Here is a 25,159-nt window from a genome sequence, read left to right as displayed (position 1 = left end):
GCTCAACTGCGCAATCCCACCCCGCGCTTCAGCAGCCACAGCGCCAGTGCGCTGAGCACTGCGACGAAGCCCAGCATCAGCGCGTAGGCCACCCACACCGGCACGTCGCTGCTGCCGAGCAGGCCGTAGCGGAAGGCGTTGACCATGTAGAAGATCGGGTTGGCGTGGGTGGCGGCCTCGGCCCAGCCGGGCAGCAGCTTCACCGAATAGAACACGCCGCCCAGGTAGGTCAGAGGGGTCAGAATGAAGGTCGGCACGATGGCGACGTCGTCGAACTTCTTCGCGTACACCGCGTTGATGAAGCCGGCCAGCGAGAAGATCGTGGCGCCCAGCAGGACCGTGGTCAGCGTCACCAGCGGGTGCGGGATGCGCACCGGGGTGAAGAACATGGCGATGATCAGCACCAGCACGCCGACCATCAGCCCGCGCAGCACCGCGCCGGCGACGTAGCCCCACAGGATCACCCAGTTCGGCATCGGGCTGACCAGCAGTTCCTCGACGTGGCGGCCGAACTTGGCGCCGAAGAAGCTGGAGCTGATGTTGCCGTAGCTGTTCTGGATCACGCTCATCATCACCAGGCCGGGGACGATGAACTGCATGTAGCTGTAGCCGCCCATGTCGCCCACGCGCGAGCCGATCAGCCCGCCGAAGATCAGGAAGTACAGGGTCATGGTGATCGCCGGCGGCACCAGGGTCTGGCCCCAGATGCGCAGGATGCGCTTGACCTCGCGGCGCACGACGGTGCCCAGCGCGACCCAGTTGCGCTGGGTCGGCGTGGCCTCGGGGGGGAGCGGTTGCGGAGTGCTTGTGGTGTTCATCGTCGTCCAGCGAAAGAGGGGTCAGGCGGCGGGGGGCTGCTTCGGCGAATCTGCATCCGCCGGGTCCGCAGGGCGTGCGGCCGCCGCAGGCTGGCCGTCCCGGTTGTCGCCGGTGAGGCGCACGAACAGTTCCTCCAGGCGGTTGCTCTTGGTGCGCATCGAACGCACGCGGATGCCGGCGGCGCCGAGCGCGGCGAACACGCGGTTGAGGTCCATCGCCCGCGGCATGTCCAGGTCCAGCGTGTGCGCGTCCTGCGCCAGCAGGATGGTGCCTTCGATCGCCGGCAGCTGCGCCGGCAGTGCGCCGTCGATGTCCAGCAGGAAGCCTTCCACGTCGAGTTTGGCCAGCAGTTCGCGCATCGGGCCCTGCTCGACGATGCGGCCGCGGTCGATGATCGCCAGGTTGCGGCACAGGCTCTCCGCTTCCTCCAGGTAGTGCGTGGTGAGGATGATGGTGGTGCCGGCGGCGTTGATCTCGCGCAGCACGCGCCACATGTCGCGGCGGATCTCGATGTCCACGCCGGCGGTGGGCTCGTCCAGGATCAGCAGGCGCGGCTGGGTCATCATCGCGCGGGCGATCATCAGCCGCCGCTTCATGCCGCCGGACAGGGTGCGGCTCATCACCTGCGCCTTCTCCCACAGGTGCGCACGCTTGAGCTCCACTTCGGCCTGGCGCTCGGCCTGGGCGCGCGGCATGCCGTAGAAGCCGGCGTAGTTGACCAGGATGTCGAAGGGCTTCTCGAACAGGTTGAAGTTGATCTCCTGCGGGACCAGGCCGAGCAGCCGCATCGCCGCGCTGCGCTGGGTGCTCAGGTCGGTGCCGAACACCTCGACCTGGCCGGCGCTGAGGTTCACCAGTGAGCTGATGATGCCGATCAGAGTGGACTTGCCGGCGCCGTTGGGCCCGAGCAGGGCGAAGAAGTCGCCGGGCAGCACGTCCAGCGACACGCCGTGCAGCGCCTGCACGCCGTTGTCGTAGGTCTTGCGCAGTTCGCGCACGCGCAGCGCGGGCACCGGCATGGGGGAAGGGAGCGGGGAGGCGGGATTCAAGGCGGACCTTTCGCGCCCTGTCGACGGCGCTGGAGAAATGCAGCCGCTATTATAGAAGACCTCGTGGGCCCGGCCCCGGCCATAGACTGTTGCATCTCCGTGCCTGTCCAATTCCCGCTGAAACTGGTCGACCGCTACATGCTGGCCCCGGCCGTGGGCCATTACCGCTTCGTCCGCGACGACGGCCAGCCGCTGCCGTTCGTGCCCGGCCAGTTCGTGCAGGTGCATTTCCACTACGCCGACGGCACCGCGACCAAGCGCAGCTACTCGCTGGCCACCCGCCACGACCCGGCGCAGCCGGCCGACGCGACGGTTGAGATCGCGGTCAGCTTCGTCGCCGGCGGCGCGGCCACGGCGCTGTTCGAAGGCCTGGAGATCGGCGGGCAGGTCTGCGCCAGCGGCCCGTACGGCCGCTTCTGTCTGAACCACGGCGACAGCAACCGCCGCTACCTGCTGATCGCCACCGGCACCGGCGTCACCCCGTACCGGTCGATGCTGCCGTTGCTGGAAGCGGCGATGGCCGAGCGCGGCGTGGAAGTGGTGCTGCTGCTGGGCGCGCGCACGCCCGCCGAGCTGCTCTACGGCGACGAATTCCGCGCCTTCGCCGACGCGCATCCGGGGTTCCGCTTCGTGCCGTGCTTCTCGCGCGAGCTGCCGGAGGCGCCGCATGCGGACGTGCGCCACGGCTACGTGCAGCAGTTCCTGGGCGAGTTCGCGCCGCAGGCCGACGGCGACGTCGCCTACCTGTGCGGCAACCCGAACATGGTCGACGCCTGCTTCGATGCGCTGAAGGAGGCCGGCCTGCCGGTACAGCACATCCGCCGCGAGAAGTACGTCAGCAGCAAGTAGCGCCGAACCCGCCGTCGCCGGCCGTGCGCCGGCGCTCGGCTGCTCGCTTCCGGCCCGCGCCCGGCATCGCCCCGGGCGCTGCATCGCTCGCCCGGCATGGGGGCCTGCACCCCGGCTACGCGGCCGAGGTCAGGCGCTGCCGGGTCTCCTTCAGGTCCTTGCCCGGCGGCATGCCGAACATGCGGCCGTATTCGCGGGTGAACTGGGGAACGCTTTCGTATCCCACCGCCGAGGCCGCCCGGCCGATCGTCGCGCCTTCCGCCAACAGCAGGCGCCTGGCCTCGATCAGGCGCAGCTGTTTCTGGAACTGCAGCGGGGTCAGCGAGGTGATCGCGCGGAAGTGCACATGGAACGTGGAAAGGCTCATCCCCGCCGCGTCCGCCAGCTGCTCGACGCGCAACGGCCTGGCGAAGTCCGAGCGGATCCTGGCCACCGCGCGGCCCACCCGCCGGGCATGGCTGTCGGTGACGCCCAGCGCGCGCATCGCGCCGCCGTGCCGGCCCGACAGCAGCCAGTAGTGCAGCTCGCGCAGCAGCTGCGGGCCCAGCACGGGAACCGACATGGGGCGGTCCAGCAGGCGGATGAGCCGGTCCGCGGTATCGGCGACTTCCGCCTCGGTCGGGTCGACCCGCACCGGCGCTCCTATCGCGAAGGGAGCCGCGCCCATCTCGGCCACCAGCGAGGCGATCGTGGCCGGATCCAGCTCGACCACGCAAGCGTAGTAGGGCGCGGCGAGCGAAGCGCGGGTGATCTGGCTGACCGTGGGCACTTCCGCGGTGATCAGCAGGGATTCGCCGGCACCGAAGTCGTAGCTGCTGCTGCCCATCGCGACCTGCTTCCTGCCCTGCAGCACCAGCGCCACCAGCGGCCTGCAGATGGCGTACTGCAATGGCGTCGGCCGGGTCTCGCGCAGGATCGCAAGCCCAGGCAGGGGCGTGCGCGCGACTCCGGTCGCGTCGACGTTCGCATCGGCGTAGCGACGCGCGGTTTCCAAAAGATTCGCAGGCATGCGCGGATCCTAGCGCGTAGCCGTGGTGGTCACAGTCGGGTTGGATGATTTGGCAAGAGAGTCGGACGAATAGGCGGAAATCTGCCGCGTCAGACCAGACAAAACTGGCCACATGGAATGCGCTGGGCAGAAATCGGGATGAATAGGCAAGAGATGGGCAGGATCGGGAAACCGCACGGGGGCGTTCCGAGCGATCGTCTCTCCACCCGCAATATCCACCCCGCTGGAGACTCCCATGCCCTCGATCTCGCTCATCACTGGTGCCAACCGCGGCCTCGGCCGCAATACCGCCCTCAGCATCGCCCGCCGTGGCGGCGATGTCCTGCTCACCTACCGCAACGGCGCCGACCAGGCCAAGGCCGTCGTCGCCGAGATCGAAGCGATGGGCCGCAAGGCGGTGGCCTTGCCGCTGGACGTGAGCGACGTGGCGTCCTTCGGCGCCTTCGCCGACGCCGTGCGCAGCGCCCTGTCCATCACCTGGTCCCGCACCGGCTTCGACCACCTGCTCAACAATGCCGGTCATGGCGAGATGGCCATGCTCGCAGAGACGACCGAAGCCCAGTTCGACGCGCTGTTCGCGACCCACGTCAAGGGTGTGTACTTCCTGACCCAGGCGCTGCTGCCGTTGATCGCCGATGGCGGCCGCATCGTGAACTTCTCCTCCGGCCTGACCCGTGTATCGATGCCGGGCTTCTCCGCCTATGCCGCCGCCAAGGGCGCCGTCGAGATCCTGTCGGTCTACATGGCCAAGGAACTCGGCGGCCGCGGCATCGCGGTGAACACCGTGGCCCCGGGCGCGATCGAAACCGACTTCCTGGGCGGCGCCGTGCGCGACCTGCCCGATCTGAACAAGCAGTTCGCCGCCATGACCGCCCTGGGGCGCGTGGGCGTGCCCGACGACATCGGTCCGATGGTCGCCAGCCTGTTGAGCTCGGACAACCGCTGGGTCAACGCGCAACGGATCGAGGTCTCCGGCGGGCAGGCCATCTGACCTGCGGGGTCGACCTGGGCGGCAGCAACTAGTCACTTCGTGGCAGCGGCGCAGCTGGTGGCTGGCGAACGAACCGCTGGTATGCCAGGGATGGTTCGTTGCGCCCAGCTCGGCACGGCGGCGCCATCGTGCCGACGACCCGGACGTGCTGCCTAATCCGGAACCTTTACGGAGGAGAGCATTCCCAGAACCTCGTCGTAGCTGCCGTTCGCCTCGGCCTGCCGAAGAAACTTCGCGCGCTCCACGATGATCTCCTTGGGCGTGGGTTCTGCATGCAGAAGCGCCAGAGCCTCATCGAGGAATTCGTCCAGGGGCATGGCGTGCTCGTCGTTGCCCTGGCCAAACAGCTTGGTGCGCACGCCGGGAGGCGCCAGCTCGACGACCTGCACCTTGGTGCCGGCCAATTGAACACGCAGACTCTCGGTAAACGAATGCACGGCGGCTTTGGTGGCACTGTACGTCATGGCTGCCGGGAACGGAACGAACGCCAGTGCGGAGCTGACGTTGATGATGACGCTGTCGTTGTTGCTGGCAAGTTGCGGCAAGAACGCATAGGTCATGCGGATGGTGCCGAGAAGGTTGATGGCGATCGCCTCTTCGGCGGCCTTCAGGGACTCCGCCTTGAAGACGTTCTCGCTCGGCATGATGCCGGCATTGTTGATGACGACATTGAGGCCGGGATAGCGTTCGGCCGCCAGGCGGCTCGCTGCCACGACGGACGCCGCGTCCGCAACGTCGAGTTCGATCGCCTCGATGCCCGGATGCTCGGCGGTGATCTGGTCCAGCAGCGCCTTCTTGCGCCCCGAGACGATGACGGTGTTTCCGGCCTGTTGCAGTCGCAGTGCCAGCCCGAGCCCGATTCCAGAGGTGGAGCCGGTGATGAGAATCGTATTGCCTGTGTTCTTCACGGACGTGTCCTGGTTGCGGAAGGGGTAGAATCAAAAACGGACAGCAATCCGTTTCCAGATACGTTGGCGGACAGTTGTCCGTTTGTCAACGGAATCGTGAAGGGAACAGGTGTGGAAAAGCCAAAGCGGTCTGATGCAATGCAGAATCGGGAGCGCATCCTGTCGGTCGCGCTCGCGGAATTGGTCCGTTCGGCCGATGTTCCCCTCAGCACGATCGCCAAGAAGGCGGGCGTCGGGCAGGGGACCTTCTACCGCCACTTCCCCACGCGGGAGGCATTGGTGATCGAGGTCTATCGCCATGAAATGCTGCAGGTCACCGGGTTCGCCGAGCACTTGCTGAAGACGCTCCCCGCTGAGCGGGCGCTACGCGAGTGGATGAACCGCCTGGCCGAGTACGCGATCACCAAGGCAGGCCTGGCTGGCGCACTGCGCGACGTTGCGAATACGAAGGAGTGCGCGGGCAACGAGGGCTATGCTCCCGTGATCGCTGCCGCTCAGATGCTGCTCGATGCGAACGAGGAAGCCGGAACGATCCGGCCGGGAATCACCGCGGACAAGTTTTTCCTGGCGATCGCGGGTATCTGGCAGATCGACCCTGCCGAGGACTGGCAGCCACGTCTGACCTGGCTCATGGATACGGTCATGGAGGGACTGTGCGCAGGCGCGCCAAGGCGGGCGTCGGCCGGCAAGGCATAGCGGCTTCAGCGCAGCGCGCGCTATGACGTCTTCGCTGTTCTTCAGATGCCTTGCTTGGGCTCGCCCGCATTTCATAGGCTTGCCGAGATGGAGCCGGTGCTCGATCCGGGTGATCGATTGCGTGGAATTCAGCGTGTTCCCATTGCGAGGTCTCGTCTAGCGCGGATGCTGTCGTTGCTGCATCCGATGGCGACGGCCCTATTGCTCGACCAGCGTAGCCCCATTGAAATGAGCTGTGGCAGTTCCGCGACGGCACCGACGCTGTGGGTCTACATGAGCTCGAAAGCCATGAGCTTGCACGTCGCGTTGTACCGATACGTGATTGCTTGGTAACCTGGGGAAGTACTGCCTTGTCCGTCTTGTATGGTGGCTTTGACCTGCAGGTTGTTGAGCTTCGCTGCCAGGACTGCGGCATACATCGCCTTGCCGCCATCCGCTGTGGTGTCGATCCAGATCATATTATAATCGCAGGAGCAGCCGGAGATGGCGCCGGTCATGTACAGGCCCGCAACTCCTTGCGAAGGAATTAATGTCCCTGCCTTCCCTTCGACATTGCATACCGCCGCGGACGCCGATATCGATAAGGCGCAGAGCAGCGTGCCGATAAAGAATCGTTTCATGTATTTCTCCCTGTGATCATTGGAAGTTCATCCCCAGATGGACTGCGTGCTCACAGCAACCTGGATTGTTGGCAATGCTGCGGTTATGCCGAGTCGCTGCTCTATGCCTGACGCTTCGAATGAACTCCGTAGGTCGCTGTTCGTCAACAAGTCATAGCGGTCTGCGCCCACGCAATTGGCCATCTTTCCGGCTAGAGGCGTCGCCGCAAAGGTCGCTGACAAGCGCCTTGATGCCCATTCCCAGCAGTCGTTCACCGTAGGCCGTCTCGATGCTGGCATATTGCGCATTCGCAACTTCAGAGGCCATCCAAAAGCCTTTGAAGATATCTCAAATTTCGATCCCCTTTTGCATATTGCCGGAAATCTCGATACTCGTTGCGCTTCGCACAAAAGCGAGCCCGGAGAAGATATTTTCTTCGATCTGAAGTGCAATTTGCCCCGTCCCAAGACTAACCCAGCGTGCGGTGGTGCGCTAGATCAGGTGCAGTTGAGGAACTATCGACCTTTCAAAGAGGGACGGAGTTGCGGGAGAGCTTGTGTCGCCATCTGGCAGGTCGGGCGACCAGTACGGCCGAGCATGATTGGAGAATGCGGGGATCTGCGGTGGCTGCCGGGCGGACTTTCGAGTCGAGTGGGCAAATCGGCGAACGGCGTACTGGCAGGTACATCTGCCTGAAAGGCGATGCGGAGAACCCGAGCGCGTCGATGCGCTCCAGCCTGTAAAGGATGCTTGACATCCCCTCAGGCTGCGCGCATCCTCCTGTAAAGCGTGCTTGACAGGGGTTGTCATGGAGAACAGCGGGGTGGTGGTGGATCGCTACCGCCGGGGGCCGGCTCGGGTTGCAGTCGGGGTGCGGGCATGAACCGCTGCAAGCGCAGCGCGATCATCGTGCTGTGCGTGAGCGTGGTGATGCTCGCGGCCACGTCGTCGCTGCGGCTGTTGCGCGGCGACGATTACTTTCGCGGGTTGTGGCTCGGTCTGTGCATCGGCGGCATCTTCCTGGCGCTGATGCTGTGGTGGTCGTCGGGCAGCATGCGCGACAGCGCGGTGCCGGCGCTGGCGCGCCGCTACTACCGTGAACTGGGTCCGCCGATGCTGATCTACGTCGCGGTGATGCTGTGCTGGAGGCGCCTGCTCAGCAGCGTGGAGACCGACTGGGCGCGGGTGTTGATCGCGCTGCTGCCGGCGCTGCTGGTGGCGCTGGTGATCCGCGCGGTGACGCGCTTCGTGCGCGACTCCGACGAGATGCAACGGCGCATCGAACTGGAGTCCATCGCCATCGCCGCCGCGCTGGTCAGTGGCGGCTACATGACCGCCGGATTCCTGCAGGCGGCGGGCACGATCGCGGTGCCGGCAACGGTGGCGATGATGTGGGTGTTCCCGCTGCTGTGCGCGACCTACGGCATCGCCAAAGGCGTGAATGCGCGCCGCTACCAATGAACAGCCGCATCCGCGAGCTGCGCGAAGCGCAGGGATGGTCGCAAGGCGAACTGGGCGAGCGGCTGGGCGTGTCGCGGCAGACCATCAACGCGCTGGAAACCGGCAAGTACGATCCGAGCCTGCCGCTGGCGTTTCGTATCGCGCGATTGTTCGCGCACAGCATCGAGCAGGTGTTCCTGTTCGACGATCCCGAGTAGTCCCTCCGACCTGCCATCGGTCACCTACGACGCCATGCTCCGGCATGGCATCCTGCACCCCATGAACTCAAGGATGCGAACCATGCCACACCCATGCAGAGCGCTTGCCGTCGTTGCGACGACCTTGCTGCTCGCCGCCTGCCAGGCCGGACAAGGACCGGCGCCACAGAATGCGGGGCGCAGCTACGGCACGTTGCGCTTCCATCCCTGCACGCTGACCAGTCCGGTCGCGGCCAACAACGTCGAAGCGCAATGCACGCGCATGCCGGTGCCGGAGAATCCGGCGGCGCCCGGCGGGCGCAAGATCGAACTCAACATCGCCTGGCTGCCGGTCGGCGGCCAGGGCAGCAGCGAGCCGGACCCGGTGTTCTTCCTCGCCGGCGGCCCGGGCCAGGCGGCGACCGACGTGGCCAGCATCGTCGACCTGGCCTTGCGCGATACCCGCAAGCGCCGCGACGTGTTCCTGATCGACCAGCGCGGCACCGGCCAATCCAATCCGTTGACCTGCCTGGGCGCGGACGGCAAGGAAATGCAGCTGGCCGACCTGACCGGTGTGCCCACCGCGGCGGAGCTGGCCGATTACGCCAGGCGTTGCGCGCAGTCGCTGCAGGGCCGCGCCGATCCGCGCTACTACACCACCACCCAGGCCATCGCCGACCTGGATGCGGTGCGCGCCGCGCTCGGCGCGGACAAGCTCAACCTGATCGGCGGCTCCTACGGCACCCGCGTGGCCCAGCAGTATGCGACGCGTTATGCGGCGCACACCCGCAGCGTGGTGATCGACGGCGTGGCGCCGAACGACCTGGTGGTCGGCGGCGAGTTCGCCACCACCTTCGAGGACGCGATCAAGCTGCAGTCCGAGCAGTGCAAGGCCACTCCGGCCTGCGCCAAGCGCTTTCCTGCCGATACCCGCGCGCAGTTGCGCACGGTGGTGGAACGGCTGCGGCAGGCGCCGGTGGAGGTGGACTATCGCGACCCGGCCAGCGGCGAGAGCAAGCACGACCGGGTCACCGCCGACACCGTCACCAGCCTCGCGTTCTCGTTCTCGTATGCGCCGCAGACCGCCTCGCTGCTGCCGCTGGTGCTGGACGAGGCCGCGCACGAACGCTACGCGCCGCTGATGTCGCTGGCGCAGATGATGGGCAAGCAGATGGACGGGCAAATGAATCGCGGCATGCAATGGTCGGTGATCTGCGCCGAGGACGCCGACCGCTACAGCGCGCCTGCCGCCGGCGGCGATACCCTGCTCGGCCCGGAGGTGGCGCAGATGTTCTTCGCCGCCTGCCCGGTGTGGCCGACCGGCACGCGTCCGACCGATTTCACCGCGCCGTTCAAGTCCAGCTTGCCGGTGCTGCTGACCTCCGGGGAACTGGATCCGGTGACCCCGCCGCGCTACGCCGCGCGCGTGCTGCAGGGGCTGCCCAACGGCCGCCACCTGGTGGTGCGCGGGCAGGGCCACGGCACCATGACCCTGGGCTGCATGCCCAAGCTGCTGGGCCAGTTCTTCGAGAACGCCGATGCCAAGCAACTCGATGCCACCTGCCTGGACGCGATGAGCGGCGTGCCGGCCTTCACTTCATTCAACGGATGGGAACCATGAGCCGCGCAGCGTTTCGCAGGGAGGACCGCGCATGATCGTCGCCGACAATCTGCACAAGGCGTTCAAGACCAAGACCGGCACCGTGCAGGCGGTGCAAGGGGTCAGCTTCGAAGCGGCCGACGGCCAGATCACCGGCCTGCTCGGTCCCAACGGCGCCGGCAAGACCACCACCTTGCGCATGCTGTACACGCTGATGACGCCCGACCAGGGCCAGGTGCGGGTGGACGGCATCGACGTCGGCGCCGATCCGTTGGCGGTGCGCCGCGCGCTGGGCGTGCTGCCCGACGCGCGTGGCGTGTACAAGCGGCTGACCGCGCGCGAGAACATCGCCTACTTCGGCGAACTGCACGGGCTGTCGGCGGCGCGCATCGCCGAACGCACCCGGGTGCTGGCCACGGCGCTGGACATGGACGACATTCTCGATCGCCAGACCGAGGGCTTCAGCCAGGGCCAGCGCACCAAGACCGCGATCGCGCGCGCGCTGGTCCACGACCCGCGCAATGTGATCCTCGACGAGCCGACAAACGGCCTGGACGTGATGACCACCCGCGCGATGCGCGGCTTCCTGCGCGGGCTGCGCGCCGAAGGGCGCTGCGTGATCTTCTCCAGCCACATCATGCAGGAGGTGGCGGCGCTGTGCGATCGCATCGTCATCGTCGCCAAGGGCACGGTGGTGGCGGCCGGCACCGCCGACGAACTGCGCGCCCTGACCGGCGAGGACAACCTGGAAGACGCCTTCGTCAAGGCGATCGGCAGCGACGAGGGACTGCACGCATGAGCCTGTTTCGAACCGTTTTCACCGTGATGCGCAAGGAATTACGCGACCTCGGGCGCGACCGCCGCACCCTGGCGCTGGCCTTGCTGCTCGGCCCGCTGCTGTACCCGGCGCTGATCCTGGGCATGGGCGCGCTGGCCGAGAGCCGGGTCAGGACCCAGATCGACAAGCCGCTGGACATTCCGGTGATCGGCCGCGAGCACGCACCGAACCTGGTCGCGTTCCTCGCCGCGCAGGGCCTAAACGCGGTCGCCCCGCCCAAGGATCTGACCGCGGCGATCCGCAACCAGGACATCGACCTGGCGCTGCGCATCGGCGACGACTACGCACAGGCTTGGCGCGAGGGCCGCCCGGCGCTGGTGGAGATCGTGAAGGACAGCACCCGCCGCGATGCGGATATTCCGGCCACGCGGGTGCAGGCGGCGCTGAGCATGTACAGCCAGCAGGTCGGTGCGCTGCGCCTGCTGGCGCGCGGCGTCGACGCGCAGGTGGCGCGGCCGCTGGACATCGCCACCCAGGACCTGGCCACGGCCGAGGCCAAGCGTGGCGCGCTGCTGTCGATCCTGCTGCCGGTGCTGCTGACCATCACCTCGTTCATCGGCGGCGCCTACCTGATCCTCGACGCCACCGCCGGCGAACGCGAGCGGCAATCGCTGGAACCGCTGCTGGCCACGCCGGCGTCGCGCGGGGCCATCGTCAGCGGCAAGATCGCCGCCGCCTGCGTGGTCGGGCTGGCCTCGCTGCTGCTGACCCTGCTCGCGTTCAAGCTCAGCGCGCAGTTCGCCAGCGGCATCGGCCGCCAGCTCAACGTCAGCTTCGTGGCGATGCTGCAGATGCTGTTCGTGCTGCTGCCGATGCTGTTCATCGGCACTTCGCTGCTGACCGTGCTGGCGGCGGCGGCCAAGAGCATGAAGGAGGCGCAGAGCCACATGACCTGGCTGATGCTGCTGCCGATGCTGCCCGGCTACGCGTTGATGGTGTATCCGCTGAAGACCACCCTGTGGCAGTTCGCGGTGCCGTTCCTGGCGCAGAACCAGATGCTGCTGAAGATCATCCGCCGCGAACCGATCGACCTGCAGATCTGGGCGGTGTACCTGGCCGCAGGCTTCGGCCTGGCCGCGGTGTTGTGGCTGGCCGCGGTGCGCCGCTACCGGCAGGAGCGCCTGGCGATCTCGGGCTGAGATCGCCGCGTGTCCGCGCCCGCGGCGTGCGGGTGCGCAATGCGGATCGGCCTGGCCGGGGCGCATGCTGGCCGGAACCTGCGCGGCGCTGCACGCCCTGCTACCGAACGCGGCAGCGCATGCCGTGCAGGCCGGCTAGCGCGGGGCCGGTTCGGCCAGCGGCAGCGCCTCGGTGAGCAGGGCCTGCAGCACGCGGCCGGGTTCTTCCACCATCGGCAGGTGCGCCGAGTGCTCGAGCCAGACCGCACGCTTGCGCGGTGCCTGCACCTGCTGCAACCAGCGCGCGGTCAACGCCGACGGGGTGGTGTAGTCCTGCCGCCCGAGCAGCATGATCACCGGCACCTGCAGCGTGTGCAGCGAGGCGAAGCTGACGTCGGACAACTGCGGGAACAGCGTGGCGATGGTGAACGCGCTGCCCTGGTCCCACGCCTGGATGTCGGCCGGGGTGTATTCGGGCGACAGGCGCGGGGCGCGGAAATAGAAATCCGCATCCCGGCGCCCGGCCGCCAGGCCGCCGTAGTGGATCGACCACTTGCGTTGCGTGCTCATCTTGTCGATGTCGAACGCGCCATCGCCGGGGTAGGGATGCAGCGCTTCCAGTTCGGCCACCGCGGCGGCGTTGCCGTCGCGGCGCGCCTGCTCCAGCACCCAGTCGTAGCCGGCGCGTTCGTTGGCGCGGAAGTCGATCACCTGGCCCATGCCGATGTAGGCGTACAGCAGGTCCGGGCGCTGCGCCGCCACCTCCAGCCCGACGATCGAGCCCCAGCTGTGGCCGAGCACGAACACCTTCGCCTTGCCGTAGCGCCGGCGCAACTGTTCGATCAGCGCGATCGCATCGTCGCGGTAGCGCGCCGGGGTCAGGGTCGGCGCCAGCGTCTTGGGATCGTTGAGCGGGTAGGAGCGCCCGGCGCCGCGCTGGTCCCACTGCACGACGGTGAAGAAATCCTCCCACGGCCGCTGGAACGACCATGCCACCGGCATCTCGACCGCGCCCGGGCCGCCATGGATGAACAGCAGCAGCGGGTTGGCCCGATCGGCGCCGCGCACGTTGACCACCTGGCGGGTGCCGCCGAGTTCGACCTCGAAGGTTTCCTGCACGCCGTCCGGGGTCACGATCCTGCCGATGTCGGCGACGATCTCGCGTGCCGGCGCATAGCGGTCCTCCGGCGGCGGCGTGCCCGCCTGGGCGGCGGCGGCGACAAGCAAGCACAACGGCAACAGGACGCGCGGGCGCATGGCGATCTCCGATTGGCGATGGAAGGCCGATCCTAGAAGGCGGCCGCGCGCCTGTCATAGGCCACTCGGCCTACTGACCGACGTCGCCCGCGGCAGCCGTGTCCGCGCCCACAAAAAAGCCCGGATCGCGCCGGGCTTTCCTGGTGCCGCATGCGTGTCCGTCAGCCGCCCGGATTGAACGCCAGCGTCCGCCGCGTGGTGACCGGCGCGCTGACCGGTTCGAAGCGCCAGCGCTTGGTCGCGTTCAACGCCTCGCGGTCGAACACCCGCGGCGGGGTGGCGCGCAGCACGCGCGCGTTGGTGACCGAGCCGTCGGTGCCGACGGTGATCTCCACCAGCACTTCGCCGGCGGTGCCCGAGCGCAAGGCTTCCGGCGGGTAGCGCGGCGCCGGCGTGCTGATCGCGCGCAACGATTGCGTGCTGGCCGCGGCGGCCGGTGGCGTCGCGGCAGGTTGCGCGGCCGCGGCGGGTGCCGGCGTCGGCGCACTGCGCGCCGCAGCGGCCTGGCGCTCGGCCTCCTGGCGCGCCGTCTCGCGGCGCGCGGCTTCCTGTTGCGCGGCGATCTGCTGCGCGGCCTGCGCCTCGCTGGCCTGCTGCTGCGCCTGCTTCTGCTGCTCGGCCAGGAGCTTGGCCTTCTGCTCGGCGTCCTTCTTGACCTTGTCGCTCTCTTCCTGGGTGCGCTGCGCCACCGACTGCACGCCGTTGCTCACGCCCTGCTTCAGCCGCGGCAATGCCGGCGCCTGGCTGTCCATCTTCTCGATCAGCGCGACCAGCCGCTGCGCTTCCGGGAAGTCCTCGCGGTTGATGCTCTGCTCGGCGGCGATCAGCGTGTACGGCATCAGGTCGGTCAGCGCGCTCTTCACCCCGGCGTCGTCCGGCTGCTTGTCGCGCAGCGCCAGGTAGTACTCGACGGCATTGTTGCCGGCCGGCGCGTACATGCGGTTCTCGCGCAGCGCCTGGCTGGCCGACTCGTGCAGCTGCTCGGTGCCCATCGACTGCACCTTGGCCGAGACCGGCGGCGCGGCCGGCGCCACCGTGGCGGGTGCGGCCGCCGGCGCGGCGGTCGGGGTGGTCTCTTCCTGCTTGGAACAGGCCGCCGCCAGTGCGGCAAGCAGCAGGACCGGCGCCACGCGGCGCGCCTTTGCGAATGTCGTTACATGCAACATGCTTCCCCCTAGTCCCCGGTGATGGCAATGAATACGCAGCGATGGTGCTTCCCGCGCGGCCGGACCGGCTCCCCCCGTCCCTGCCAGTGCACCCATCCCCCAATCTAGCATCCACGTCCGCCGCGTGCTTGACGGCCCCGTGCCGGCGGCCGGACCGGCGTGCGTCAGTGCGCCGGTTTCGCCGGCGCCGACATCAGCCGGTCGGTCCAGGCGATGCCGATCGCCGACAGGATGAAGATGCCGTGGATGATGGTCTGCCACAGCACGCCGGTCGCGGTCAGTGTGGCGCAGGTCTTCAGGCCCACGGTGGCGGTGGCGGCGCTGGCCAGCTGCTCCGGCGAGCACATCGGCATGCCGTCCAGCGCGCCGACCGCGATGAAGGTCTTGAGCAGGTGGATCGAGGAAATGCCGATGATCGACAGCGCCAGCTTCACCTTCAGCACACTCGCGTTGACGTGGCTCAGCCACTCCGGCTGGTCCGGATGGCCCTCCAGGCCCAGTCGCGAGACGAAGGTCTCGTAGCCGCCGACGATCACCATCACCAGCAGGTTGGAGATCATCACCACGTCGATCAGGCCGAGCACGATCAGCATGATCTGCTGCTCGCCCAGGCTCGGCGCCTCGTGGATCAGGTGCCACAGCTCCTTGCCGAACAGGAACACGTACACGCCCTGGGCGACGATCAGGCCCAGGTACAGCGGCAGCTGCAGCCAGCGCGAGGCGAAGATCAGGCTGGACAGCGGATTGAGGCGGGGCGGCGGGCTCATGGCGTGATATCGGATGCTGCGTTGCAGGAAGGGCGCAGGGTACCGGCCCGCCGGGATGCTGCCAAGCGCAGGGCGCGGCTACACTGGGCGCCCCGTTCCCGGACCGCCGCCATGATCGATCTGTACTACTGGCCCACGCCCAACGGCCACAAGGTCACCTTGCTGCTCGAGGAGGCCGGGCTGGACTACACCGTCAAGCCGGTCAACATCGGCGCCGGCGACCAGTTCAAGCCGGAGTTCCTGGCGATCTCGCCGAACAACAAGATGCCGGCGATCGTCGACCACGCGCCGGCCGACGGCGGTGCGCCGCAGAGCGTGTTCGAGTCCGGCGCGATCCTGCTGTACCTGGCCGAGAAGACCGGGCGTTTCCTGCCGGCCGATCCGCGCGGGCGCATCGTCGCGCTGGAATGGCTGTTCTGGCAGATGGCCGGGCTCGGCCCGATGAGCGGGCAGATGGGCCACTTCAGCGTCTATGCGCCGGAAAAGATCGGCTATGCCATCGACCGCTACAGCAATGAAGTGCGGCGCCTGCACGGCGTGCTCGACAAGCGCCTGGCGCGCAGCGAATACCTGGCCGGCGCCGACTACGGCATCGCCGACATGGCCAGCTATCCGTGGATCGAGGTGTACAACGGGCTCAAGCCCGACTACGCCGCGTTCCCGCACCTCAAGCGCTGGCACGACGCGATCGGCGCGCGCCCGGCCACGCAACGCGCCTACGCGCTGAAGGACCAGGTCAACCCGGACGCCGGCAAGCCGCTCAGCGACGAAGAGCGCAAGCAGCTGTTCGGGCAGCGCTGAGCCGGCCCGCGTCACGTCTCTCAACCCCGGGCGCGCATCCTCCTGCGCCCGGTGCTCCGCCAGGAACCTTCATGCGCTCTCTGTTCGCCGCTCTCGCCCTCATGCTCGCCACTCCCCTCGTTCCCGCGCACGCCGAAAAACTGACCCTGGAGGCCATCACCGGCAGCAAGCCGTTGTCCGGCCCCACCTTGATGAAGCCGAAGGTCGCGCCCGACGGCTCGCGGGTGACCTTCCTGCGCGGCAAGGACAGCGACCGCAACCAGCTGGACCTGTGGGAATACGACATCGCCAGCGGCCAGACCCGGCTGCTGGTGGATTCGAAGGTGGTGCTGCCGGGCACCGAGACGCTGAGCGACGAAGAGAAGGCGCGGCGCGAACGCCAGCGCATTTCTGCCTATTCGGGCATCGTCGACTATCAGTGGGCGCCGGATGCGCAGGCGCTGCTGTTCCCGCTCGGCGGCGAGCTGTACCTGTACGACCTGCGCAAGAGCGGCCGCGCCGCGGTGCGCAAGCTGACCGATGGCGAGGGCTTCGCCACCGACCCGAAGATCTCGCCGAAGGGCGGCTACGTGAGCTTCGTGCGCGCGCGCAACCTGTGGGTGATCGAGCTGGCCAGCGGCCAGCAGCATCAGCTGACCCGCGACGGCAGCGACACCATCGGCAACGGCGTGGCCGAGTTCGTCGCCGACGAGGAGATGGACCGCCACACCGGCTACTGGTGGGCGCCGGACGATTCGGCGATCGCCTTCGCCCGCATCGACGAGTCCGGCGTGCCGGTGCAGAAGCGTCCGGAGGTGTATGCCGACCACACCGAGGTGATCGACCAGCGCTATCCGCAGGCCGGGCAGCCCAACGTCAGGATCCAGCTGGGCACGATCGCGCCGCGCGCCGACGCGCAACCGCAGTGGATCGACCTGGGCAAGAATCCGGACATCTACCTGGCGCGGGTGGACTGGCGCGATGCGCAGCGGCTGACCTTCCAGCGCCAGTCGCGCGACCAGAAGCGGCTCGAACTGGTCGAAGCGACGCTGGCCGGCGGCAAGCAGCGCGTGCTGGTCACCGAGACCAGCAAGACCTGGGTGCCGCTCAACAACGACCTGCATTTCCTCAAGGACGGCCGCTTCGTCTGGGGCTCGGAGCGCAGCGGCTACGAGCACCTGTACCTGGCCTCGGAAGACGGCCGCAAGCTGCTTCCGCTGACCCACGGCGACTGGATCGTCGACGAGCTGCTGGCGGTGGACGAGGGCGCCGGCAAGGTCTACTTCTCCGCGACCAAGGAGTCGCCGACCCAGACCCACATCTACGCGGTGCCGTTGACCGGCGGCGCGATCGAGAGGCTGTCCAAGCCCAACGGCACGCATGCGGCCAGCTTCGCCAAGAACGCCAGCGTCTACGTCGACAGCTGGTCCAACACCGCCACCCCGCCGCAGATCGAGCTGTTCCGCGCCAATGGCGAAAAGATCGCCACGCTGCTGGCCAACGACCTGGCCGATCCGCAGCATCCCTACGCGAAATACCGCGATGCGCAGCGCCCGGTGGAATTCGGCAGCCTGACCGCGGCCGACGGCAAGACGCCGCTGCACTACCGGCTGACCAAGCCCGCCGGGTTCGACCCGGGCAAGCGCTATCCGGTGGTGGTCTACGTCTACGGCGGCCCGGCCGCGCAGACCGTGGTCGATGGCTGGCCCAGCCGCGGCGATGCGCTGTTCGACCAGTACCTGGCCCAGCACGGCTACGTCGTGTTCTCGGTCGACAACCGCGGCACCCCGCGCCGCGGCCGCGACTTCGGCGGCGCGCTGTACCAGCGCCAGGGCACGGTGGAAGTGGACGACCAGCTGCGCGGCGTCGCCTGGCTGAAGGCGCAGCCGTGGGTGGATGGCGCGCGCATCGGCGTGTACGGCTGGTCCAACGGCGGCTACATGACCCTGATGCTGCTGGCCAAGCACAGCGAGGCCTATGCCTGCGGCGTGGCCGGCGCACCGGTCACCGACTGGGGCCTGTACGACAGCCACTACACCGAGCGCTACATGAACCTGCCCGCGGCCAATCCCGTCGGCTACCGCGACGGCCGCGTGGCCGCGCACCTGGACGGCCTGAACTCGCCTCTGCTGCTGGTCCACGGCATGGCCGACGACAACGTGCTGTTCACCAACTCCACCTCGCTGATGAGCGAGCTGCAGAAGCGCGGCAAGCTGTTCGAACTGATGACCTATCCTGGGGCCAAGCACAGCCTGTCCGGCAGCAATGCGCTGCACCGCTACCGCACCACCGAAGCGTTCCTGGCGCGTTGCCTGAAGCCCTGATCGCACACCTCACGTCGCCTCTCTCCGAAAAGGAATTCCCCGCATGTCCACGCCTCCGCCGCTTCCCGAGACGTCCTCCGCGCCGCCACCGCCACCGTCGCAGCCGCAGCCGCAGCCGCAGCAGCTACCGGCCAAGCGCGGTTGGTGGGCGCGGCACTGGAAATGGGCGGTGCCCTTGCTGGCGTTGCTGCTCGGCGCGATGCTGCTGGGCTCGATCGCCATGTTCGTGGCCGGCATCGCGAGCGTCACCAAATCGTCCGAGCCCTACCAGGTCGGCCTGAAGGCGGCGCAGCACGATCCGCGGGTGATCGAGGCGTTGGGCGCGCCGGTCGAGGACGGCATCATGCCCAGCGGCAGCATTTCCACCAGCAACGGCACCGGCAGCGCCAACTTCAGCGTTTCGCTGCACGGCGCGCGCGGCAACGGCACCCTGTACATCGAGGCCGAGCGCCATGCCGGCGAATGGCACTACACCACGCTGCAGGTGCTGCCCGATGCCGGCGAAGCGATTCCGCTGCTCGACGAGTCGGACATGGACGAGCCCGGCGAGACCGGCGTCGAGTCCGACCCGGAGATGGACGCCGCCGACGAAACGCAGGCCGAGGCCGACCCGGTTGTCCCGGCGGAGGCCGACAGCACGCAGTAGGCATGCGGGGGAATGCACCGCGGATTGCCGGCAGTCTGGCTGATGGCGGTGGTGTATTGCACGATGTCGCCCACTTCGGTGCGTGCAGCGGCAGGCGCCGCGAAGTCGCCTGCCGAAGCGGTCGGACAATAGCGCTAGGTACCAGCACGAACCTTGGCGCATTGCTGCGTCGCAGTAGCGCAAGCGGCGCGTCGAACCGCTGCGCTGCGGTGCTCATCGATCGGGCCGCCCAGCTCGGGAGCGGAGTCGGCCACCGAGCTGGCGCCGATCTCGATGTCCTGGAACGGCGCCCGCCGCGTCCGTTTGCGAGTGCCTCGTCCCGGATCGGCACCGCCATGACCTACGGCAGGTTGCTGGCCGAGCGTGCGCCGCGTACGGTCGCCGCATCGTCCCGTTGGAGAAGCACCCGATGAAGCCACTCGTCCTCGCCATCGCGCTGGCCCTGGCCGCGCCGCTGCCCGTGCTGGCGCAGACCGCCCCGGCAAAGGCCCAGGCCGCCAGCCCGGCATGGGTGACGCGCAGCAACGACTTCGCGCAGATCCTGCTGCAGGCGCAGGCCCCGTTCCAGCCGGAGGAAGTGAGCTTCTTCGGCGTGCCCGGCTACGACGACAAGGTCGCCGACCTCGGTCCGGACAACGCCCGCCGCTATCGCGACGCGATCGCCCAGGCCCGGCGCGCGCTGCAGGAGAAACTGGAGCTCGAGCGCGATCCCAACGTGCGCCAGGACCTGGCGATCATGCTCCACGCCGCCGACCAGGCCATCGAGGGCAGCGCGTTGAACGAGCGGCTGCTGCTGCCATGGAACGATGCGCCGCAGATGGTGTTCGGCGGGATCAACAACCTGCTGTCCGAGCAGGTGCCGGCGGCGCGCCGGGCCAAGGCCCTGGACCGGTTGCAGCGCTACGTCGGCCTGCTGCCCGGCAGCACCTCCTCGCTGCTGCTGGCGCGCCAGCGCTACGAGGAAAAGCGCGCCGACGGCGCACTGTTGCCGCCGACCCGGCGCGAGGTCGAGCAGGCGCTGAGCAACGTGGACACCTACGCCAAGGGCATCCGCGAACTGTTCGCGACCTACAAGATCGACGGCGCCGAACCGGCGCTCGCGGCGATGGACAAACAGTTCAAGGACTACGCCGCGTGGACGCGCAAGGTGGTGCTGCCGAAGGCGCGCGAGGACGCGCGCCTGCCGCCGGAGCTGTACGCCTTCCAGCTCAAGCAGGTCGGCATCGACATCGCGCCGCAGCTGCTGATGCAGCGCGCGCAGCTGGAATTCATGGAGACCCGCGCGGCGATGCAGCAGTTGGCGCCGCTGGTGGCCAAGGCCAAGGGCCTGAAGGTCGACGATGCCAGCGACTACCGCGCGGTGATTCGCGCGCTCAAGCGCGACACCATCGCCAACGACGAGCTGGAGACCCACTACCGCGGCGTCATCGAAAAGATCGACCCGATCATCCGCCAGCAGCGCATCGTCGACGTGCCACAGCGGCCGATGCAGATGCGGCTGGGTTCGGCCGCCGAGAGTGCGGCGCAGCCGGCGCCGCATTTCCGCCCGGCGCCGCTGGTCGGCAACACCGGCGAGCAGGGCACCTTCGTGCTGCCGCTGGGCAATCCGGATAGCGCCGGCAAGGGCGAGCACTACGACGACTTCAACTTCGGCTCGGCGGCGTGGACGCTGAGCGCGCACGAAGGCCGGCCCGGCCACGAACTGCAGTTCACCGCGATGGTCGAGCGCGGCGTGTCGCTGGCGCGCAGCATGTTCGCGTTCAATTCGGTCAACGTCGAAGGTTGGGCGCTGTACGCCGAGGCCGAACTGGTGCCGTACGAACCGCTGGACGGCCAGCTGATCGCCCTGCAGTTCCGCCTGCTGCGCGCCGCCCGCGCGATGCTCGATCCGATGCTCAACCTGGGCCTGATCGACCGCGAGCGCGCGCGCCTGGTGCTGGAGAACGACGTCGGCCTGTCGCCGGCGATGGCGCGGCAGGAACTGGACCGCTACATGATGCGCGCGCCCGGCCAGGCCGGCAGCTACTTCTACGGCTACAGCCGCATCATGGAACTGCGCATGCGCACCGAACTGGCGCTGGGCGCGAAGTTCGACCGGCTCAAGTTCAACAACTTCCTGCTCGACCAGGGCCTGCTGCCGCCGGACCAACTGGCGACGGCGGTGGACGAGGTGTTCGTGCCGGCGCAGCGGAAGTGATCACGTGATCAGGGCGTGCCGCTGCGGCGACCGCAGCGGCACGCATGATGCAAGCGGATCAGTGATCGTACGGGGTGCTTTCCGGGCGCCCATTCCCCATCCAGTCGCTCGCCTTGCCGCCGCCAATGGGGCAGATGCGCATGTACTCGCCGACGGCGTCGACGGCAGTCTGTGTCCATACTTGGAAACACACATTGCCAACGCAGCACGGGCCGGTCGAGGTTGGCCAGGGGCAATAGCCAGGCACAGCCATCCATATCCCAGCCCTTGGAGTGACAGGAATCCAGTTCTTGTCCCTGCCCTTGCAGCCCTGCGTGCAGAACACGAACGGGTCGTTGTCCCGGCACGACAGCTCTTCGTATACAGGGACTGCGCTGGCAACGCCCTGCAGCCCGAAGAATGCGACCAATATCCATATCCAGCGCTTCATAACGAGTCCTTCTGTCAAAGACGGTCCAATCCGGGCGCTCAGACTAATGACGTGGCATTACCCTTGCGGGTCCGCCGCCAAGGCAGACCCGGTCCCTCAACTCCCCGGAGTCGGAATACTATAACCCGGCCAATGGCTTGCAAGGTCCCGGTGGCCACCGTTGGTCGTTTGGTGCCCCCTGGCTCGGCCAGAGCGCGATCAGGCCACTCGCCGGCTTTGCCGGAGGGGTGTCGGCTTCTGGCATTGCCGACCGTGGTGGGGCCAGGCCGTAGCGACGCCGTGCCGGCGTCTGCCTGCCGGGGCGATCAGTGTTCCTGCGGGGGCAATGGCTGCTGCGGCGGCGCAGCCGGCACCTGCGCGCCCGGCGGCACCCAAATCGCCATGCCGGCGGCGCGCTTCTGGGTGGTCGGGATGCCGATGCCCAGGCCGCCACCGACGTGGCCGCCGTAGCTGCCGGCGCCGACCGACATGCCGCCGCCCGAGCGTTGCGAGGCCACGCCCATCAGCACCACGCCGTTGGCGCCGAGCTTGGCCGCTTCGCGCTTGAGCCGCGCCATGGCGGCGTCGGTCTGGCCCTGGGTGCCGAACCCGGCCGCGCTGGAGGATTCGAGCTGGGCGATGTCGACCGCGCCGACGGGCGGGGTCGAATAGATCTGGACCAGGGCCGGGTCGATCGGCGGACGCGGCGCGCCGACCATCACCTTGGAGGAACTGGCGCAGCCGGCCAGCGCGAACAGCAGCGCCAGCGGCAACAGCGGTCGGACGTTCATGGCATTACCCCCGCGGATCGGATACGAGGCGATGATAGGCGGGATCGGTGAACCGCGACGTACCCGCCGTCGCCATGCCACCGTGGCACGCCTGCCGTGAGCCCCATGCCAAGAGTTGGCTTGCGCCGACAGGGGTGCGCGCTATGGTGCGCACTGGCATTCAGCGAAGGGCGACGGCATGGGCTTGATCAGTCTGTTGTGGGGCATCGTGGCGTTGCTGTGGATGATCCTGGCCTTCATCCCGCTGCTGGGGTGGGGCAACTGGTTCGTGATCCCGTTCGCCGCGGTCGGGGCGATCATCGCCGCGATCGGCCTGCTGTTCACCTCGGCGCCGAAGCGCGGCCGGGCCAAGACCGGGCTGATCCTCAACGGCCTGGTGATCGTGGTCGGGGTGATCCGCTTGAGCCTGGGCGGCGGGGTCATCTGACCCAACCGGCGTGCCGGCACGCGTGCCGCCGCCGCATTTTCGCATGCCCTTGACCGTGTCCTGACAGGCACCGTACCGGCGCCGTGCTGTGCTCGCTACGACCCAGTCTTGAGCAGGAGCGGAGCATGGCGCGCAACGGGGCGGACATCCTGATCGACACGCTGATCGGCTTCGGCGTGGACACGATCTTCGGCATGCCGGGCGACGGCATCAATGCACTGATGGAAGCGATCCGGGTGCGCGCGTCGCGGGTGCGTTTCGTGCAGATGCGCCATGAGGAATCGGCGGCCTTCGCGGCCACCGCCCATGCCAAGGTCAGCGGCAGGCTGGGCTGCTGCCTGGCCACCACCGGCCCGGGCGGGATACACCTGCTGAACGGACTCTACGACGCCAAGCTCGACCGCGCGCCGGTGATCGCGATCACCGGGTCGCCGTACCACGACTTGGCCGACACCTTCACCCAGCAGGACGTGGACCACAGCAAGCTGTTCATGGACGTGGCGGCGTACTCGGCCCGGGTGATGGGCGCCGGGCAGGTCGAGAACGTGGCCAGCCTGGCCTGCCGGCATGCGCTGGCGCTGCGCGGCGTCGCCCACCTGGCGATGCCGATCGACGTGCAGGACGAGCCGGAATCGGCCGACGTCGCCTCCAGCCGCAACCTGCCGCACCACGCCTCGCTGCTGCCGGCGGCCGGCCACGGCTGCGCCGATGCGGACGCCATCGCGCGCGCCGCGGCGCTGTTGAACGCGGCGCAACGGGTGACCATTCTGGCCGGGCAAGGCGCGCTGGGCGCGGTCGAGGCGTTGACCGAGACCGCCGAGCTGCTCGGCGCGCCGATCGTCAAGGCGCTGCTCGGCAAGGGTCTGCTGGCCGACGACCACCCGCTCACCACCGGCGGCATCGGCCTGCTCGGGACCCGGCCCAGCCAGGAGGCGATGGAGGGCTGCGATGCGCTGCTGATCGTCGGCTCGACCTTTCCCTACATCGAGTACTACCCCAAGCCCGGCCAGGCGCGCGGTGTGCAACTGGATTGCGACGCCACCCGCATCGGCCTGCGCTTCCCGGCCGAGGTGGGCCTGGTCGGCGATGCGCGCAGCACCCTGCAGGCGCTCAACGCGCACCTGCGGCGCAAGCAGGACCGCCGCTTCCTGCAGCAGGCGCAGGACGGCGCGCGGCAATGGTGGGACCTGTTGCGCAGCAGCGTCGAACGCCAGGCGATCCCGATGCCGCCGGGCCGGATCGTGCGCGAGATGGGCGACCGCCTGGACGAGGACGCCATCGTGGTGTGGGACTGCGGCCACAACACCGGGCTGATGGCGCGCTACGTGCAGGCGAAGGCGCGCCAGACCTACATCGGTTCCGGGCTGCTGGCGTCGATGGCCTGCGCCGTGCCCTACGCGATCGCCGCGGCGCTGGCGCATCCGGGCCGGCAGGTGGTCGCCTTCACCGGCGATGGCGGCCTGAGCATGCTGATGGGCGAACTGGTCACCATCGTCCGCTACCGCCTGCCGATCAAGCTGGTGGTGATCAAGAACAACACGCTGGGCCAGATCAAATGGGAGCAGATGATGTTCCTGGGCAATCCGGAGACGGAGTGCGACCTCACCCCGATCGACTTCGCGCTGGTGGCGCAGGCCTGCGGCATCGCCAGCTGGCGGGTCGAGGATCCGGCGCAGTGCGCCGAGGTGGTGCAGGCGGCGCTGGCCGCGCCCGGGCCCGCGTTGATCGAGGCATCCGTGGATCCCAACGAGCCGCTGCTGCCGCCCAAGCGCGTGGAGCAGTACGTGCAGCACCTGCAGCAGGCCTTGCAGCGGGGCACGCCGGGCGCGCAGGAACTGCGCGAAGCGCTGGCGCGCGAGCCGGCGCGCACGATGCTGCAGGACTGAGCGGCGCGACTGACGGGCTACCCGGCGGATCCGGCATCGGTTCGAAGCACCTGCGCCGATTCCACCGCGCCGAGATGCCGAGATGCGGCGTGTGTTGCCGCGCCATGCCGCCTGTGCGGCTTCGCAGCCGCGCCGACCTAGTGCTGTGCTGCGATGCCGGCAACTGCGCGGCCAAATGACGACGACGTCCCGGGCGCGCTATGTGTTCGAGAACGCCGAGCCACTGCGGCGCGCAAGCGGTTCCGGCGGACGCTGCGTCCCGTGCCGCCGGCTACGGGGCGTCGGCACCGGGCGTAGAATGACGCGCTGTCGATGTGGCGCACGACATCGCCGAAAGGCGGCCGCCAGCGTCCGTCCCGGCCGAGGCGGCGCATCCGGTCGCCGGCTGGCCGCGG

General features: G+C 68.3%; 24 protein-coding genes. 14 read left to right on the top strand and 10 right to left on the bottom strand.

Going from position 1 to position 25,159, the window contains the following annotated elements:
- Positions 1-2: 2 nt before the first annotated feature.
- Positions 3-818, bottom strand: coding sequence for an ABC transporter permease (locus tag NUG20_RS20145; RefSeq protein ID WP_263396153.1), 816 nt, complete (start codon positions 816-818; stop codon positions 3-5).
- A 21-nt stretch (positions 819-839) separates the two neighbouring features.
- Positions 840-1,838 (bottom strand): ABC transporter ATP-binding protein, encoded by a 999-nt coding sequence (locus tag NUG20_RS20140; protein ID WP_263398556.1) that lies wholly within the window; start codon positions 1,836-1,838, stop codon positions 840-842.
- A 168-nt stretch (positions 1,839-2,006) separates the two neighbouring features.
- Between NUG20_RS20140 and NUG20_RS20135 the strand changes: the two genes are divergently transcribed.
- The gene (locus tag NUG20_RS20135; RefSeq protein ID WP_263398555.1) at positions 2,007-2,717 is read left to right on the top strand and encodes an FAD-binding oxidoreductase; all 711 of its coding nucleotides are present in this window, start codon (positions 2,007-2,009) and stop codon (positions 2,715-2,717) included.
- 115 nt (positions 2,718-2,832) lie between these two features.
- On the opposite strand, the gene NUG20_RS20130 is transcribed toward NUG20_RS20135, so the two are convergent.
- On the bottom strand, positions 2,833-3,726 hold the full coding sequence (locus tag NUG20_RS20130; protein ID WP_263396152.1) for an AraC family transcriptional regulator: 894 nt from the start codon (positions 3,724-3,726) through the stop codon (positions 2,833-2,835).
- A 211-nt stretch (positions 3,727-3,937) separates the two neighbouring features.
- Here NUG20_RS20130 and NUG20_RS20125 point away from each other — a divergent pair, with 211 nt between their 5' ends.
- Positions 3,938-4,717, top strand: coding sequence for an SDR family NAD(P)-dependent oxidoreductase (locus NUG20_RS20125; RefSeq protein ID WP_343237626.1), 780 nt, complete (start codon positions 3,938-3,940; stop codon positions 4,715-4,717).
- A gap of 152 nt (positions 4,718-4,869) precedes the next feature.
- On the opposite strand, the gene NUG20_RS20120 is transcribed toward NUG20_RS20125, so the two are convergent.
- On the bottom strand, positions 4,870-5,625 hold the full coding sequence (locus NUG20_RS20120) for an SDR family oxidoreductase (RefSeq protein ID WP_263396150.1): 756 nt from the start codon (positions 5,623-5,625) through the stop codon (positions 4,870-4,872).
- A gap of 111 nt (positions 5,626-5,736) precedes the next feature.
- On the opposite strand from NUG20_RS20120, the gene NUG20_RS20115 reads away from it, so the two are divergent.
- Positions 5,737-6,321 carry a TetR/AcrR family transcriptional regulator gene (locus NUG20_RS20115; protein WP_286037999.1) on the top strand — a complete coding sequence of 195 codons (585 nt, stop codon included), beginning with the start codon at positions 5,737-5,739 and terminating at the stop codon, positions 6,319-6,321.
- A 269-nt stretch (positions 6,322-6,590) separates the two neighbouring features.
- On the opposite strand, the gene NUG20_RS20110 is transcribed toward NUG20_RS20115, so the two are convergent.
- Positions 6,591-6,941, bottom strand: coding sequence for a hypothetical protein (locus NUG20_RS20110; protein ID WP_263396149.1), 351 nt, complete (start codon positions 6,939-6,941; stop codon positions 6,591-6,593).
- Positions 6,942-7,800: 859 nt separating this feature from the next.
- Between NUG20_RS20110 and NUG20_RS20105 the strand changes: the two genes are divergently transcribed.
- From NUG20_RS20105 to NUG20_RS20085, 5 genes are all read left to right on the top strand, one after another.
- The gene (locus tag NUG20_RS20105; protein WP_263396148.1) at positions 7,801-8,382 is read left to right on the top strand and encodes a hypothetical protein; all 582 of its coding nucleotides are present in this window, start codon (positions 7,801-7,803) and stop codon (positions 8,380-8,382) included.
- Positions 8,379-8,579, top strand: a complete 201-nt coding sequence (locus NUG20_RS20100; protein ID WP_263396147.1) for a type II toxin-antitoxin system RelB family anti-toxin — start codon at positions 8,379-8,381, stop codon at positions 8,577-8,579. The genes NUG20_RS20105 and NUG20_RS20100 overlap by 4 nt, the downstream gene beginning before the upstream one ends.
- Positions 8,580-8,661: 82 nt before the next feature.
- On the top strand, positions 8,662-10,179 hold the full coding sequence (locus tag NUG20_RS20095) for an alpha/beta fold hydrolase (protein WP_263396146.1): 1,518 nt from the start codon (positions 8,662-8,664) through the stop codon (positions 10,177-10,179).
- Between the two features lie 31 nt (positions 10,180-10,210).
- Complete coding sequence (locus NUG20_RS20090) at positions 10,211-10,957, top strand: ABC transporter ATP-binding protein (protein WP_263396145.1); 747 nt, start codon at positions 10,211-10,213, stop codon at positions 10,955-10,957.
- Positions 10,954-12,135: an ABC transporter permease gene (locus NUG20_RS20085; protein ID WP_263396144.1), complete on the top strand. Its 1,182-nt coding sequence runs from the start codon at positions 10,954-10,956 to the stop codon at positions 12,133-12,135. Before NUG20_RS20090 ends, NUG20_RS20085 begins: the two co-directional genes overlap by 4 nt.
- A 135-nt stretch (positions 12,136-12,270) precedes the next feature.
- On the opposite strand, the gene NUG20_RS20080 is transcribed toward NUG20_RS20085, so the two are convergent.
- From NUG20_RS20080 to NUG20_RS20070, 3 genes are all read right to left on the bottom strand, one after another.
- A complete protein-coding gene (locus NUG20_RS20080; protein ID WP_263396143.1) occupies positions 12,271-13,371 on the bottom strand; it encodes an alpha/beta fold hydrolase in 1,101 nt (366 codons plus the stop codon).
- A 161-nt stretch (positions 13,372-13,532) separates the two neighbouring features.
- Positions 13,533-14,537 (bottom strand): energy transducer TonB, encoded by a 1,005-nt coding sequence (locus NUG20_RS20075; protein WP_263396142.1) that lies wholly within the window; start codon positions 14,535-14,537, stop codon positions 13,533-13,535.
- A gap of 164 nt (positions 14,538-14,701) precedes the next feature.
- On the bottom strand, positions 14,702-15,304 hold the full coding sequence (locus NUG20_RS20070; protein ID WP_263396141.1) for a TIGR00645 family protein: 603 nt from the start codon (positions 15,302-15,304) through the stop codon (positions 14,702-14,704).
- 111 nt (positions 15,305-15,415) lie between these two features.
- Here NUG20_RS20070 and NUG20_RS20065 point away from each other — a divergent pair, with 111 nt between their 5' ends.
- The 4 genes from NUG20_RS20065 (at position 15,416) to NUG20_RS20050 (ending at position 21,251) form a co-directional block, all read left to right on the top strand.
- Positions 15,416-16,105: a glutathione S-transferase N-terminal domain-containing protein gene (locus NUG20_RS20065; RefSeq protein ID WP_263396140.1), complete on the top strand. Its 690-nt coding sequence runs from the start codon at positions 15,416-15,418 to the stop codon at positions 16,103-16,105.
- Between the two features lie 71 nt (positions 16,106-16,176).
- Complete coding sequence (locus NUG20_RS20060; protein WP_263396139.1) at positions 16,177-18,408, top strand: dipeptidyl aminopeptidase 4; 2,232 nt, start codon at positions 16,177-16,179, stop codon at positions 18,406-18,408.
- Between the two features lie 43 nt (positions 18,409-18,451).
- Positions 18,452-19,054: a cytochrome c oxidase assembly factor 1 family protein gene (locus NUG20_RS20055; protein ID WP_263396138.1), complete on the top strand. Its 603-nt coding sequence runs from the start codon at positions 18,452-18,454 to the stop codon at positions 19,052-19,054.
- 409 nt (positions 19,055-19,463) lie between these two features.
- A complete protein-coding gene (locus tag NUG20_RS20050; protein WP_263396137.1) occupies positions 19,464-21,251 on the top strand; it encodes a DUF885 domain-containing protein in 1,788 nt (595 codons plus the stop codon).
- 58 nt (positions 21,252-21,309) lie between these two features.
- Here the strand turns inward: NUG20_RS20050 and NUG20_RS20045 are convergent, their stop codons facing one another.
- Both NUG20_RS20045 and NUG20_RS20040 read right to left on the bottom strand, forming a co-directional pair.
- Positions 21,310-21,681, bottom strand: coding sequence for a hypothetical protein (locus NUG20_RS20045; protein ID WP_263396136.1), 372 nt, complete (start codon positions 21,679-21,681; stop codon positions 21,310-21,312).
- A 305-nt stretch (positions 21,682-21,986) separates the two neighbouring features.
- Positions 21,987-22,451: a YbjQ family protein gene (locus tag NUG20_RS20040; protein ID WP_263396135.1), complete on the bottom strand. Its 465-nt coding sequence runs from the start codon at positions 22,449-22,451 to the stop codon at positions 21,987-21,989.
- Between the two features lie 178 nt (positions 22,452-22,629).
- Here NUG20_RS20040 and NUG20_RS20035 point away from each other — a divergent pair, with 178 nt between their 5' ends.
- Entirely contained in the window at positions 22,630-22,878 is a 249-nt protein-coding gene (locus NUG20_RS20035) for a hypothetical protein (protein ID WP_263111980.1), read from the top strand.
- A 125-nt stretch (positions 22,879-23,003) separates the two neighbouring features.
- Positions 23,004-24,764 (top strand): thiamine pyrophosphate-dependent enzyme, encoded by a 1,761-nt coding sequence (locus tag NUG20_RS20030; RefSeq protein WP_263396134.1) that lies wholly within the window; start codon positions 23,004-23,006, stop codon positions 24,762-24,764.
- The last annotated feature ends 395 nt before the right edge of the window (positions 24,765-25,159 follow it).

Source organism: Xanthomonas sp. CFBP 8443, assembly GCF_025666195.1.
GTDB lineage: Bacteria > Pseudomonadota > Gammaproteobacteria > Xanthomonadales > Xanthomonadaceae > Xanthomonas_A.
Note: the sequence above shows the minus strand (reverse complement) of the source record. Positions and strands in the feature narration are given on the sequence as shown.